We start from the raw sequence: 13,376 nt of genomic DNA, 5'->3' as shown, positions 1-13,376 counted from the left end.
ATATAGGGATATGCCGGCATGCCGCTGCGCCCTTCCACCAAAACTTCCTGTACCGACGAAATGAGGGTTTGCCCGATTTCACCGGAAATGCGTGCCTGTTCCTCCATGATGGCGGCCTTCCTCCTTTTCCTGGTCTTTTCCGACACCGGATTGGGGAAGGACCGGGCCTCCGTTCCCTCTTCGGGAGAATAAGTAAAGACCCCCAGATGGTCAAAGCGGGCCTCATCGATGAAATGTAAAAGCCTCCGGAAACGTGCCGGGGTTTCACCCGGAAACCCGACGATCAAGGAGGTCCTCAGGGCCACGTCGGGAATGATCTCCCGGGCCCGGCGGATCACATTCCGGATGAATTCGCTGCCTCCGCGACGGTGCATCAGGCGGAGGATCTCGTCGTCGATGTGCTGGACCGGGATGTCGATGTAGGGACAAATTTTCTTTTCTTGGGCCATGGTGAAAAAAAGATCATCCGTCAATTCGGATGGGTATGTGTAGAGGAGTCGTATCCAACGAAGATCGACGATTTTGCCGAGCGTCCTCAGCAGATCCGGCAGGGTTGGTTTCCCCGGCAGATCCCGGCCGTAGGCGGTGGTGTTCTGGGCCGTGATGATCAATTCCCGTACACCGTTGCGAACCAATTCCAGAGCCTCCCGGTGGATGTCCTCGATCGTGCGGCTGCGGGCTTGCCCACGGACCGAGGGAATGACACAATAGGAGCAGTGGTTGGAGCATCCTTCGGCAATCTTCAGGTAGGCGCTGTAAAAAGGGGTGGAGATCAGCCTGCGGTGAGATGCCGTCATGAGAAAAGTCGGTTTATGCACGATGCATTGCTGCATCGGTTGTCTCAAGGCGACAAGTTTCTGGATGTGATCGGCGATCCCGTCCACCTCGCCCGTACCCAGAAAAAGATCCACTTCAGGCAATTCCCGGGCTATTTCCCGACCGTAGCGCTGGGGCAGGCAGCCCGTTACGACGAGATGCCTGCATGGGCCGACGGTTTTCCACTGGGCGAGGCGCAGGATTTCCTCGATCGATTCTTCTTTAGCCGGCAGAATGAAGGCGCAGGTATTGAGAAGCAGGACTTCCGCTTCCTCCTCATGATCGGTAATCGAAAAACCCGCCTCTTCCAACGAGGCGGCCATCACCTCCGAGTCGACCAGATTTTTCGGACAGCCAAGACTGACAATGTGTAGTTTTTTCCCCATCATCTGGAAACTTTGCGAGCCAAAACCTTACGAGGTTTGACCCCATCGGAGGGGCCCACGATCCCTTCCCGTTCCATTTGCTCGATGATACGGGCTGCGCGGTTATAGCCTATCTTCAGATATCGCTGAACAAGGGAAATCGATGCGTGCCCGAGATCCGTGATCAGTTCCACGGCCTCGTCGTACTTCTCGTCAAATTCCCTATCGTCCCGTCCGGGTTCTTCTTCATCCGGTATTTCCGCCGTGATGGATTCATCGTATACAGGTTTCGCCTGTTTCCTGACAAATTCAACGATCCGATTGATTTCCTTATCCGACACAAAGGCTCCATGAATCCGGGTTAAGCGGGATGTGCCGGGGGGGATGAAAAGCATGTCGCCTGCGCCCAACAATTTCTCGGCCCCGTGGTCATCCAGGATCGTGCGGGAATCAACTTTGGATGAAACCTGAAAGGAAATACGAGTGCGGAAATTGGCCTTGATCAAGCCCGTAATGACATCCACCGAAGGGCGCTGAGTGGCGAGAATCAGGTGAATTCCCGCTGCACGCGCCATTTGGGCAAGACGGGCCAGGGATTCTTCGACATTTCGCTGGGCAACCATCATCAAATCCGCCAACTCGTCGATTACGATGATGATATAGGGAAGCTTCTGCAGGGGCATAGAGGGAAGCGCTGCATCCTGTGCCACCGGAAGCAGGGTTTCCTCATCTTCATTTTCCCCGGACACGCCCTCGTTCATCCAGGGGTTTGTCGGATCGGGCATGGTTTCCTTTCCCGTTTCCACAGCCCTCCGCTCCAGGATCTTGTTGAACATGTCGATGCTTTTCGCCCCCAGGGTGCTGATCATCTGGTAGCGGCGTTCCATTTCCGAAACGGTCCATTTAAGGACCTGAGAGGCTTTTTTCGGGTCCACGACCACCGGGTGGAGCAGGTGCGGTATGCCCTCATAGGCCGCCAGTTCCAGGCGCTTCGGGTCGATCATGAGGAACTTGGCCTCGTCGGGGGGGACCCTGAACAGGATGCTGCAGATCATGGCATTCAAGGAGACACTTTTGCCTGAACCGGTGGTGCCGGCGATGAGAAGGTGAGGCATCCTGATCAAGTCGGCAATCACGGGAGCCCCGACAATATCCTTTCCCAGGGCGATGGGCAATCGGCCCGTGCTGTGGATGAAGTGGTCGCTGTCCAGGACATCCTTCAGATAAACAGATTCACGCTCTGGATTGGGGATCTCGACACCGACAACCGCTTTCCCCGGAATAGGAGCGATGATCCGGATACTTGGAGCGCGGAGGGCGAGAGCCAGGTCATCCGTCAACGTTGTGATCTTGGCGATTTTAACGCCGGGGGCCGGTTCGAGTTCGTACATGGTGATCACCGGACCGGGACGAACCTCGACCACCTTGCCTTCGACACCGAAATCGGCCAGTTTTTTCTCGAGAATTCGTGAATTGGCGATCAGGGTTTCTTTTTTCACTCTCATGTTTTTATGAGGCATTTCATTCAGGAGACTCAGAGGGGGGAGACGAAAAACGCCTCGTTCCAGAACGAAATCAAAGGGAACCTGTTCTGTTTTTTTTGATTCTTCCGGAGCCGGAAACGGTTTGGGGGGGGGTGTTTCCGTGGGGGTGGCAATTTTTGGAGGCATTTCCCTTGCGCTGCGAGATTTTTTCGTGCGATTGAAACGATTTCGCAGGCTTGAGAAGATCCTATGTATCCTGAGCCAGAAAAAAACGGATACGCGGGAAAGTATTTGTGCCGTGAAAACAACGGAAAAATTACTCATGATCATGAGGGATATGAACCAAATCGATGTGGCGATCAGGATGGTTCCGACAATATTGAGACGATTGTCGAGCAGCGAAAAAACCCATAACCCCAAGAATCCTCCGGAAGGGAGTTCGATACCGAACATGAGGCGATTTCCCAGAGCCACATGCACGATGATCGAGGTTGAAAACACAAGGCCGGTTATGCCCATCAGATGCAGGAATTTGATCCGGAAGGTTTCATCGGTCAGGTATCGATAAGCGGCCATGAACAGAAGCAGGGGCAAAAAAAAGACGCTCCAGCCCAGCAGACGGATGAGAGAGTCCGCAGTGTAGGATCCGAGGAGGCCGATTAAATTGTCGACGTTGCCTTTATCGGCAATATAGTGTGTGAATGAGGGATCGGCAGGAGAGTAGGAAAGCAAACAGAGCAGAAAAAAGAGACCCAGGGAAATATGAATTACCCCCTTGACTTCCCGTATTCTTTTCAAGTTTTTGCTTTTGGTCATTGATACGTTTGATTTCTTTCGGGTTCTATTTATTCTTTCTGACATGATCCTGAAAGTGTTGCTTGATGGTGAGATTTTCCCCTGTTTCTTCCAGGGAGGCCAACATGCGTGCCGTTGAAATATCGAGCTTTAGTCTTCGTATCTTGTTATCGTATGCGTAAAGCAATTTTTTTTGTTCTTTTCTTTTGTCGATTTGCATGAAGGGGTTGGCATCAAGATTGTGCTGAATCTCATCGCGGGTCCGTATGATTTTTTTGAGGACGGCTTTCATTTTCTCAATTCGTTCTTCCGGGGTGTTGTTCCCAGGGGATTCCTCAACCGGTTCCTCTTTTTGCAACGATGCTTCCGGTTGGGCCGCCGGTTCGTTTTCCCGCACCGGCTCTTTCTTGACGACCTTACCCGGAGGGAGGGTGGGTTTGTTGACAACACCATAGGTGACATGTTTTTTCATGCGGGCCTGTGTTGGTTTGAGGCAGACGTCAACAACAAAATCGCCTTGGGCTGTCGAGAAGGGAATGACGATGCTGGGCGCTTTCAATATATGATTGATCGTATGACCTGCCCCGACGACAACCGAGGGGATGGCCGCATAAACATTCAGGCCGTTTCTTTCCATGTGGGTGCGGGCCACCCCGGAGATCATGTTGGTCAATTCTCCCACCGCGTCAAGGACTTCCTGCGAGGGTTCTGTATAGTCTTCACCCAGCATCTTGGTGACAATGCCACAGATGCAGTCTGTGTGAAAGCTTACCGCCAGGGAGCCGATCGCATCTCCGGTTATGCCGATGATACCGGAGACATCACCATGAGCGACATCTCCTTTTTTTAAGAAGGCTTTCCCGGAAACGGCATCCGTAAAGGCCATGGTTTTCAGAACCTCTGTTGCCCCGTACAGGAATGGATTAATGAATCTGACGTCCATACAAAAGCTTTACCCCCCTATCGTTATCTGATTTTTGGAAACCAATGCCTGCATCATCCCAACATGCTTTTTCGCCGCATAAAACGAAAGATTGCCAGGGCCGCTTCAGGCCGTGCCCAAGAAAATCGGTTATCTATCGACGCAGATGGCCTTGAGCATGGCTGTCTGACACCCTTTCTCCTTGAAGGCGCCTATCCCTGTAATATAATGGTTAACCATGACTTTTCGCTCGGGTCCACCATGATCGGAGGGATCCCCTTTTAGGATATTCCTTCTGTTTTAACCCTTCCTTCGTAATGCTCAACGATGATGCCCCTCACTTGCCCGATCAATTCACCGTGTTTTTCCGCAGTGCAATGACTGACGTCAACAGGCTCGCTGATGACTATGGTCATCTCGCCGGGCGTGATTTTCAGGGAACCCTTCGGCCATATTTGGTTGGCGCCAATAATGGTTACGGGCACAATAGGCACATTTGCCCGGATTGCCAGCAGGAACATTCCGGACTTAAAGGGACCGATAGTCCCGTCGGAACTCCTTGTGCCCTCCGGAAAAGACATGACGGATCGATTTTCGTGAATTTTCACTACGGCTTCTGCGAGGCTGTTCATGGCCCTGTCATGGTTTTCCCGGTCAATGGGAATGTAGCCCGCCGCCCTCATCGCACGGCCGAAGACGGGGATTCGGAAAAGTTCCCCTTTGGCTATCCACCTGAATTCCCCGGGGATGTGTGCCAGGAGGGCAAAAATATCAAAACCGCTTTGATGGTTGGCCATGAAAATTTGCGGTCTGCTCGTGAGTACGTTTTCCCGGCCGAAGACATGCACATGAGCTCCGGAGATTTTGAGAAGAAGCCGGGCCCAATTCCGTGCGATCTGGTGGATTTTTTCCTCTTTTGGCGAAAAGAAGGCAACCAAAACGGCATACAGGGAATAGATAGCCGTTACTGCGATCCCGATTGTCAAAATTCCCAAGGAGCGGACCATCATTTCCCTTGTATCATTGTTATTATTGACGAAGTCGTAAACAGTTCAGATTTGCAAAACTATTTTGTCCGGACAGGGTGAAATGATCTCGTGAGAATTTTCAATGACGAACCTTTTCCGACTTTTGCAAGACCCCTTTTGTTGACGTGACCACTCCCCCCCTCAATCCATTTTTTCCTATAGGATTGTGATGATTTAGTCAACCCGGAAAGCACCCCATACAGACCAAGATCCTAGTCCTATGAAAGTCCGGACCCCGTGCAACCGGTTCGGTATCCTATAAAAGATTGACAAAAATGGTTTCCAATAATAGCATTGGCGCCTTTTTAATACCTGATTCGAAAAGGGAATGGGTGGCTGTTGATGGATAGGAACAGGGCCTTGGAACTCATTGGCCGCTTTCCTGAGGCGAAGGTGCTGGTGGTCGGCGATGTCATGATCGATCATTTCATCTGGGGCAGCGTTCGGCGAATATCGCCGGAGGCACCTGTGCCGGTCGTTGATGTCGCCAGAGACGAGATGCTTTGGGGGGGGTGTGCCAACGTGATGAACAATGTTCATACGATGGGCGGTCAGGTGTTTCTCTCTGGCGTGATTGGTGCCGATGTAACCGGTCAGGCCTTGCTACGGGAATTTAACGAAAAGAACATACCCGTATCCGGAATAATCATTGATCCGGAACGGCACACGACACTGAAGACCAGGATCGTCGCCCATAACCAGCAGGTGGTGCGCTTCGATCGGGAGTCCAGAAACAATGTCTCACAAAGGGACATCGATAAAATTCTCAACTATATTTCTGGATTGATCGCTCATCTTCATACGATCGTCATTTCCGATTATAATAAAGGCGTGGTCACGACGGAACTCCTTGACGGTATCAGGGAGATGGTCTCCCGGAAAAATGTATGGGTTTGTGTTGATCCGAAACGGGGCGACCTGTCCTTTTATCGTGGTTTTGACATTATTACGCCGAATCATCGCGAGGTGGAACGTGCTTTGGGGATCGAGGACATCAATGGTAATGAAGAGGGAAAAGAAGAATTGATCCGGGAAAGGGTGATTCGCCTCATTGATGAACTGGGACTCAAGGCATTGTTGATCACGCGCGGCGAGGAGGGGATGAGCCTATATGAATCGGAGGGTGTCGTGACCCATATCCCCGCCCAGGCCCGGGCCATTTATGATGTTACAGGTGCCGGTGACACGGCCATCGGGATCTTCTCGCTATGCCTTGCGGCAGGGGCGACGTTCCGGGAAGCGGCGGAGATTGCAAATTATGCCGCCGGCATCGTTGTAGGGAAGGTCGGTACCTCGACGGTTTCTCTGACTGAACTCCGGAGGGCTTTGTGAGCATTCCTAAGCCGGCCGATGCGGTCAAACTCATTGTAAGTATCCTTGCTGTAGACTCCGGGCAGTTGAACGGTGTTTTGCAGCGGTTGTGTAATTTTTACGGCGTGCCGGATGTGGTCGGTCCTCCCCTGGCGTTCCACTATACAGACTATTATTCGCCGGAGATGGGAACGACTTTGATCAGACGTTTTATCGCTTTTCAGCGGTTTATCCGTCCGGAATCTCTGCCGGATATCAAGATTGTGACCAATGTCCTGGAAGAAAAGCAGATGGAGGAAGGTCGCCGGAAGGTGAACCTTGATCCCGGATACATATCGTTGGCCCATTTGGTTCTTGCGACGGGGAAGGGGTACACCCATCGGCCTTATCTCCGAAAAGGCATATATGCCGATTTGACCCTGCTGTTTCAGGACAAGACATTTCGTTCGCTGCCATGGACTTATCCTGATTACGCAGCCCCGAGTATGATCCATTTCTTCAACGAAATCAGGCGTCGATACATCACACAGATGAGGCAAGGTGAGGGGAAAAATCTACAGGAAGCGTTTTAGATATGCCATGACATGGGGAGTGTCTCTGAACGGTGGATGATGACCACGCAAATCTGGAGCCATGGGTATGATAAAAAGTATGACCGGCTATGGGAAAGCCGAAGCCTTGTTGGAAGGGAAAAAATATACGGTTGAAATCCGTTCTCTGAATCACCGCTATCTGGAAATTTCTTTACGGCTACCCGGCAGTCTGTCCGTTTTGGAAACGGAGATTAAAAGGAGAATTGCTGAGCGATTTTCCAGAGGAAGAATTGAAGCAACCGTCCGGATCGACGCAAATGGGAGCATGGAAGAAGGCAGCCTGGATTTGAACCTGCCCCTCCTCAAAAACTATTTTATTCTTCTTCAGAGGCTTAAGAGCGAGTTCCAATTGAAAGGTGATGTGACCCTGGAGAATTTGACCGGATTCAAGGATGTGTTCGTTCCCAGGGAAGAGGGGGTAAATGTAGAGTTGCTTGCGGGGCATATTGCTACAGTTCTGGACGAGGCGATTGTATTGCTGACGGAAATGCGAGTAAAAGAAGGGGAAATGCTTCTGATTGATTTGGAGGAGCGAGTCATTAAAGTGGAGGAATGGCTGGGGCGGATTTCAGATCGGGCGCCACGTTGTGTTCAGGAATATCAGAGACGCCTCATCGAGCGAATCCGCGAATTAACGAGTGGTGTTGATGTCGACGCCGCCCGGTTGAGCCAGGAAGTGGCCATCATGGCGGATAAAAGCGATGTAACAGAAGAAATTGTCCGTTTAAGCAGCCACATCAGTCAATTCCACGAAATGTTACGGACCGGGGATGCTGTAGGAAGAAAAATTGATTTCCTCATTCAGGAGATGAACCGCGAGATCAACACCATTGGCTCCAAAACGGGGGATTTGGAGATATCAAGGCATGTTATTGAAATCAAAAGTGAGCTGGGCAAACTGAGAGAGCAGGTGCAGAATATTGAGTAGTGTCCATACCATAAGTGACTCCGGCCTTTTCCTTGTCGTATCCGCACCGTCGGGGACGGGCAAGACCTCCCTTTGCCGGGAATTGATGAAGAGGTTCCCGGGTATCCGGTTTGCCGTTTCCCATACATCCCGTCTTCCTCGGCCGGGAGAGGTGGATGGGAAGGATTATCATTTTGTATCCCGGGATGAATTCGAAGCGATGATTGCGCGGGCCGAGTTCGTGGAATGGGCGGAGAATTACGGTAATTTGTACGGGACATCTGTCGCCTCGCTGGAGGCTTTGGTGAAAGAGAACCAGGATGTTATTCTGGATGTCGATACCCGTGGCGCCAAGGCCCTGAAGAATCATTATGCCGGTGCGGTGTTTGTCTTTATTCTTCCCCCTTCTCTTGAGGAACTAAAAAACCGCTTGAAAAACCGGGGACATGACGATGAGGACGCGCTGGATGTTCGATTTGCCAATGCCATTAAGGAAATGGCTGAAGTAAAGTGGTATGATTATGTCATATTTAATGATGAGTTGTCCGTGGCAATTGATCTCCTGCGGGCTATCTATTTAGCCGAGAAAAATCGTAGCGAAAGAAAAAAGAGAGAGATTGAAAAACTTTTATTAAATCGGAGGTAAAATCAGTTATGGCAAGGATTACAATCGAGGATGCCCTGGAAATGGCGCAGACCCGTTTCGGCCTCGTAATGTTGACGGCACAAAGGACAAGGCAGCTTTTAAAAGGATCCGCACCCCTGACGGATATCCGTAACAACAGGGAAATTGTGGCCGCGCTTCGCGAGATCGCCGCGGGGAAGGTGACCTACGCGCATCCTGAGTATCTAAAAGGCGCTAAAGAAGATTTCAAACCTATAGCCGATGATATGGAATTTATCGGTGATGAAGATTATGCCGAACCCGAACTCTGATCTGCGGCGGAAATTGATATTTGCCCTCGACGTGGGCGAGGAACTGGAGGAATCCTTGTCTTGGGTAGACCGCTTGGCCGGCCATGTTGGTTTATTCAAGATCGGGAAAGAGGCTTTCACCCATTTCGGGCCCGAGATCGTTTCTCAGGTTCGACAGCGTGGTGGTGACGTTTTTTTGGATCTGAAATTTCATGACATCCCCAACACGGTGGCGCGTGCGGCGGAAGCGGCGACCAGCCTTGGGGCATTCATGTTCAATATCCACGCCTCAGGTGGGCGGAAGATGATGGAAGAAGCTGTTCTGGCCGCGAATGTCTTCTCACAGAAGAAAGGCTTGCCCATGCCGGCCGTCTTGGCGGTCACCATCCTTACCAGCCTCAATGATCAGGATCTGAAAGAGATCGGCTTTCGCGGGACAACGCAGGAAGCTGTTCTGGCGCTAGCGCGAATGGCTCAGGACACGGGTGTTCATGGTGTTGTCGCTTCGCCCCAGGATATCGAGAATGTTCGGGCAGCCTGCGGGCGGGATTTTCTTATTGTCACCCCTGGTATCCGGGGGTTGGAAGCCCCTGCGGATGATCAGAAACGCACCCTGTCTCCTTCGGAGGCCATGTCTCTGGGGGCTGATTATCTGGTCGTCGGAAGGCCCATTCGTCACGCCCCAGACCCCGCATCGGAGGCCGATGCCATTGTTGCTGAAATGGTGAGGGGTTTAGCCTGTCACAGTAAATCTCTATAATACGCAACAAATTCGTCAATCTTCTGGACAATCGGGTTTTCGCCGTAGTATAAATTGTTGGTGTTTCACTGGAATTTATCAAGAACCTCTCTGACCTCATCCTTCTACGAGACGTATGTCAAAAAAGGATTTCCCCAACTATAGGACATGGAACTCATATACGGTATTAATCCTTTGATGGAAGCATTAAAGGGCGAGACGCCAGATATTCAAACCCTGTTCATCGCTGGGGGTCGGGAAGGGGACAATATTCGGAAAATCCGGCAGTTGGCCTCGGCGAAGGGGATCCCCGTGCTCTACCGGAAACGTCAGGAATTGGATCGGCTGGTGGGCAACAGGTTTCATCAGGGTGTTGCGGGTATGCGCCGTCATTTCCGTTATGCAACCGTCCAGGAAGTATTGGCCCACCAGCCGAAGGGCGCCCTTGGTGATCTGGTTGTGCTCCTTGACGGGATCACGGATACGCAAAATCTGGGAGCCCTGATCCGAACTGGGCATTGTTTGGGTGTCAATGGTTTCATCATTCCCGAGAATCGATCGGCGTCATTGACGGCATCGGTTCTAAAGGCTTCTGCCGGTGCCATGCTCCATACTCCCGTCGCTATGGTGGTCAATCTGGCCAGGACGATCGACTACCTGAAAGAAGAGGGTTTCTGGGTCTATGGTGCGGATGCAAGGGGAAATTCGGATCCCGGGATCTTCGACCGGGTAAAAAAAGTGGCCCTGGTAATGGGAAGCGAGGGGAAGGGCATGCATTCGCTCGTGCGAAAAAAATGTGATTATCTGGTGTCTATTCCGATGAAGGGGAAAATCGATTCCTTAAACGTCTCTGTTGCCGCAGGGATCATTATTCACAATGTCGTCAGGTTGTGGAACGAAAAGCAGTCGGCTGAGCGTTTTACCGATCAATAAATATTTACCTTGCTCCAGGGTGGAGGAGATGTGTTCCGATCATTTCAGTGAAAGTTTCACGATTAACAGAGGTTTAGTCTTGATAAATTAACGAGGTTAGGGCAATATCGTACCCGCTCTGATATTTCTGAACAAAAAAAGATGTTTTTTACCAGGGGAGGAAACATTATGCCCGAATTTTTGTGGGAGGCAACGAACAGAAAAAATGAGCGGAAAAAAGGAGAGTTGGAGGCCACCGATGAAGCCGCACTGAGAGGGCAGCTTCGACGTCTGGGGTATCGGAATATCAGTGTCAAAAAGAAGCCGAAAGATCTGTTGGAGTATCTTCCCTTCCTGCAGAAAAAGGTTAAAGAAAAGGACGTAGTCGTTTTTGCACGAATTTTTTCGACCATGATCAATGCGGGTTTGCCCCTGATCCAATGTTTGAACCTTCTGGCAGAACAGGAAAAAAACAAGGTCTATGCGAAAATCATTCTTACCATCAGGGAGGATATCGAGGGTGGCTCGACCCTCTACGATGCCTTGAAAAAGCATCCGCGGGTCTTTGACGAACTTTTCATCAGCCTTGTCGCCGCCGGTGAGAGCGGTGGTATTCTGGATGTGATTTTGCTCCGTCTGTCCAATTACATGGAAAAGGCGTTAAAATTAAAGAGAAAAGTCAAGGGCGCCATGACCTACCCGGCAACGGTGCTTCTCATTTCCGTCGGTGTGGTCAGCCTGCTCCTGCTCAAAGTCATTCCCGTATTTCAGAAAATGTTTACTGATGTGGGGGGTGAATTGCCGCGACCTACCCAGATTTTAATCAACGCCAGTGAATTCATGCAGAGTAACTTTCTCTATATGGTAATCGCTGTCGTAATCCTAATTTTTGTCTTTAAACAATTTTACAAGACCAGAAAAGGCCGTTATCTTGTTGATAATTTTCTTCTCAAAAGTCCTGTTTTTGGACCGCTGCTGCGCAAGGTTGCAGTAGCGAAATTTACGCGAACCCTGGCAACCATGATGTCCTCAGGGGTGCCTATTCTTGAAGGATTGACCATAGTGAGCAAGACAGCGGGGAACGTGATCATTGAGAGGGCCCTAATCAACACCCGACAGAGTATCAGCGAGGGAAAAAGTATTGCGGAACCCCTTCAGGAAAGCGGTGTTTTCCCATCCATGGTGGTTCAAATGATCGCTGTTGGAGAATCAACCGGTGCCCTTGATGCCATGCTCACGAAAATCGCTGATTTCTATGACGATGAAGTGGATGTCGCCGTGGAGGCGATGACTGCGCTACTTGAGCCGTTCATGATGGTTTTTTTGGGTGGTGTGGTCGGCGGCATGATTATCGCGATGTATCTGCCGATTTTCCAGATGGCTTCCGTGGTTGGTTAATAACCGAGGTTTCTACCAAGATTGGTCGGGATGGCGCGATTTGAACGCGCGACCCCTGCGTCCCGAACGCAGTGCCCTACCAAACTGGGCCACATCCCGACGGCGTGTTTATACATAATTCGTCATCAAATGTCCACGATTTTTTCTAGACGCGTGTCCTCTTGCCAAGATCCCTGTTGACAGAACAAATGGCTTATGTCAAAGGCAGCTTTTCCGATGGCACAACTTGAAAAGGAGTTGAGGCATGATCGTTTACAATCGGAGATGTGCGAAGGGCCATACGTTCGAAGTCTGGTTCAAGGACGGCGCTGTCTTTGCCGATCAACAGGAAAGAAAAGTAATTTCCTGTCCTGTCTGTGGTCGTGTCAACAATGAAATAGCCCCTTTTCCCATCACCCATATTGGGAAGGAGGGTTCTTCTTTCAGACCTTCCCAGAAAAGACCCGAGGAACTATCGCTGCATAAGGCTCGTGATCTTTTCAAGAATGACATTGAACACCACCTTGAGGATGTCGGGGATCGTTTTGCGGAGATGGCTGTTAAAATATCCAGGGGGCTCGAAAAGGAGAAAAATATTTGCGGGACGGTGACGCAAAGCGAGGAAGAGTACCTAGAGGAACAAGGGGTCGGTTTTTTAAAAATTCCTGTTGTGAAACTGAATAGTTGATATTATTCCAATGAACCGATACCCACAGGATATTTAGCAATGGAAAATGTTAAAATAACATGATTTTTTCTGTTTTGACTGACGATGTACAATAGTTACTCAAATATCGCCGATGCTATCGGCAATACGCCTCTCGTTGAAATTCGACGCCTGAATCCCAACAAAAAGGTCAGGGTGTTTGCGAAACTCGAGAGTTTGAATCCCGGGGGGTCCATCAAGGACAGGATCGCTCTGTACATGGTCGAGGAGGCGGAAAAACGTGGAGAGTTAACCAAGGACAAGATCATTCTGGAGGCGACCAGTGGAAACACCGGTATCGGTTTGGCCATCGTTGCGGCAGCCAAAAGCTATCGTCTCTGCGTCATTATGCCGGAATCGGCGAGCGAAGAGAGGAAAAAAATCCTGAAAGCCCTTGGTGCCGAACTGGAATACACACCCGCCAATCTGGGAACGGACGGGGCGATTGAAGTGGCTTATCGGAAGATTCGTGAAAACCCTGACCGATACTTTGCAACGGATCAGTT

The 13,376-nt window shown here is 50.6% G+C and carries 14 protein-coding genes and 1 tRNA gene; 10 read left to right on the top strand and 5 right to left on the bottom strand.

All coding sequences use genetic code 11. The features are described from left to right. The 4 genes from rimO to GX147_04710 form a co-directional block, all read right to left on the bottom strand. Nucleotides 1-1,205 (bottom strand): 30S ribosomal protein S12 methylthiotransferase RimO (gene rimO, locus GX147_04725; protein ID NLN60004.1); only part of this gene is annotated, 1,205 nt, incomplete at its 3' end. After that, complete coding sequence (locus GX147_04720; protein ID NLN60003.1) at nt 1,202-3,526, bottom strand: DNA translocase FtsK; 2,325 nt, start codon at nt 3,524-3,526, stop codon at nt 1,202-1,204. The genes GX147_04720 and rimO, both read right to left, overlap by 4 nt. After that, nucleotides 3,507-4,403 (bottom strand): hypothetical protein, encoded by an 897-nt coding sequence (locus GX147_04715; GenBank protein NLN60002.1) that lies wholly within the window; start codon nt 4,401-4,403, stop codon nt 3,507-3,509. The genes GX147_04720 and GX147_04715 overlap by 20 nt, the downstream gene beginning before the upstream one ends. Nucleotides 4,404-4,663: 260 nt before the next feature. Next, entirely contained in the window at nt 4,664-5,377 is a 714-nt protein-coding gene (locus GX147_04710; protein NLN60001.1) for a 1-acyl-sn-glycerol-3-phosphate acyltransferase, read from the bottom strand. A 375-nt stretch (nt 5,378-5,752) separates the two neighbouring features. On the opposite strand from GX147_04710, the gene rfaE1 reads away from it, so the two are divergent. The 8 genes from rfaE1 to GX147_04670 all read left to right on the top strand — a co-directional run bounded on the left by rfaE1 (nt 5,753) and on the right by GX147_04670 (nt 12,185). Beyond that, nucleotides 5,753-6,742, top strand: coding sequence for a D-glycero-beta-D-manno-heptose-7-phosphate kinase (gene rfaE1, locus GX147_04705; protein NLN60000.1), 990 nt, complete (start codon nt 5,753-5,755; stop codon nt 6,740-6,742). Next, a complete protein-coding gene (locus GX147_04700; protein NLN59999.1) occupies nt 6,739-7,293 on the top strand; it encodes a DUF4416 family protein in 555 nt (184 codons plus the stop codon). Before rfaE1 ends, GX147_04700 begins: the two co-directional genes overlap by 4 nt. A 67-nt stretch (nt 7,294-7,360) precedes the next feature. Continuing rightward, on the top strand, nt 7,361-8,242 hold the full coding sequence (locus GX147_04695; protein NLN59998.1) for a YicC family protein: 882 nt from the start codon (nt 7,361-7,363) through the stop codon (nt 8,240-8,242). Between the two features lie 10 nt (nt 8,243-8,252). Beyond that, complete coding sequence (gene gmk, locus GX147_04690) at nt 8,253-8,867, top strand: guanylate kinase (protein NLN59997.1); 615 nt, start codon at nt 8,253-8,255, stop codon at nt 8,865-8,867. 8 nt (nt 8,868-8,875) lie between these two features. Further along, on the top strand, nt 8,876-9,157 hold the full coding sequence (locus GX147_04685; GenBank protein NLN59996.1) for a DNA-directed RNA polymerase subunit omega: 282 nt from the start codon (nt 8,876-8,878) through the stop codon (nt 9,155-9,157). Further along, entirely contained in the window at nt 9,138-9,896 is a 759-nt protein-coding gene (gene pyrF / locus GX147_04680; GenBank protein ID NLN59995.1) for an orotidine-5'-phosphate decarboxylase, read from the top strand. Before GX147_04685 ends, pyrF begins: the two co-directional genes overlap by 20 nt. A 174-nt stretch (nt 9,897-10,070) precedes the next feature. Continuing rightward, entirely contained in the window at nt 10,071-10,808 is a 738-nt protein-coding gene (rlmB, locus tag GX147_04675; GenBank protein ID NLN59994.1) for a 23S rRNA (guanosine(2251)-2'-O)-methyltransferase RlmB, read from the top strand. A 168-nt stretch (nt 10,809-10,976) separates the two neighbouring features. Next, nucleotides 10,977-12,185, top strand: coding sequence for a type II secretion system F family protein (locus GX147_04670; protein ID NLN59993.1), 1,209 nt, complete (start codon nt 10,977-10,979; stop codon nt 12,183-12,185). Nucleotides 12,186-12,207: 22 nt separating this feature from the next. Here GX147_04670 and GX147_04665 read toward each other — a convergent pair. Beyond that, nucleotides 12,208-12,284, bottom strand: a tRNA-Pro gene (locus tag GX147_04665). A gap of 145 nt (nt 12,285-12,429) precedes the next feature. Here GX147_04665 and GX147_04660 point away from each other — a divergent pair. Beyond that, complete coding sequence (locus GX147_04660) at nt 12,430-12,852, top strand: DUF1178 family protein (protein NLN59992.1); 423 nt, start codon at nt 12,430-12,432, stop codon at nt 12,850-12,852. Between the two features lie 84 nt (nt 12,853-12,936). After that, nucleotides 12,937-13,376: pyridoxal-phosphate dependent enzyme (locus GX147_04655; protein NLN59991.1), on the top strand; the 440-nt coding region annotated here is incomplete at its 3' end.

It is taken from the genome of Deltaproteobacteria bacterium, from assembly GCA_012522415.1.
Classification (GTDB): Bacteria; Desulfobacterota; Syntrophia; order Syntrophales; family JAAYKM01; genus JAAYKM01.
The sequence above is the reverse complement of the archived record's forward strand: the minus strand, read 5'-3'. Positions and strand labels throughout refer to the sequence as shown.

Coding starts and splice junctions, on each gene's coding strand:
- GX147_04720 (NLN60003.1), bottom strand. CDS start 3,526: ATGTCAGAAAGAATAAATAGAACCCGAAAGAAATCAAACGTATCAATG.
- GX147_04715 (NLN60002.1), bottom strand. CDS start 4,403: ATGGACGTCAGATTCATTAATCCATTCCTGTACGGGGCAACAGAGGTT.
- rfaE1 (NLN60000.1), top strand. CDS start 5,753: ATGGATAGGAACAGGGCCTTGGAACTCATTGGCCGCTTTCCTGAGGCG.
- GX147_04695 (NLN59998.1), top strand. CDS start 7,361: ATGATAAAAAGTATGACCGGCTATGGGAAAGCCGAAGCCTTGTTGGAA.
- GX147_04685 (NLN59996.1), top strand. CDS start 8,876: ATGGCAAGGATTACAATCGAGGATGCCCTGGAAATGGCGCAGACCCGT.
- pyrF (NLN59995.1), top strand. CDS start 9,138: ATGCCGAACCCGAACTCTGATCTGCGGCGGAAATTGATATTTGCCCTC.
- GX147_04670 (NLN59993.1), top strand. CDS start 10,977: ATGCCCGAATTTTTGTGGGAGGCAACGAACAGAAAAAATGAGCGGAAA.
- GX147_04660 (NLN59992.1), top strand. CDS start 12,430: ATGATCGTTTACAATCGGAGATGTGCGAAGGGCCATACGTTCGAAGTC.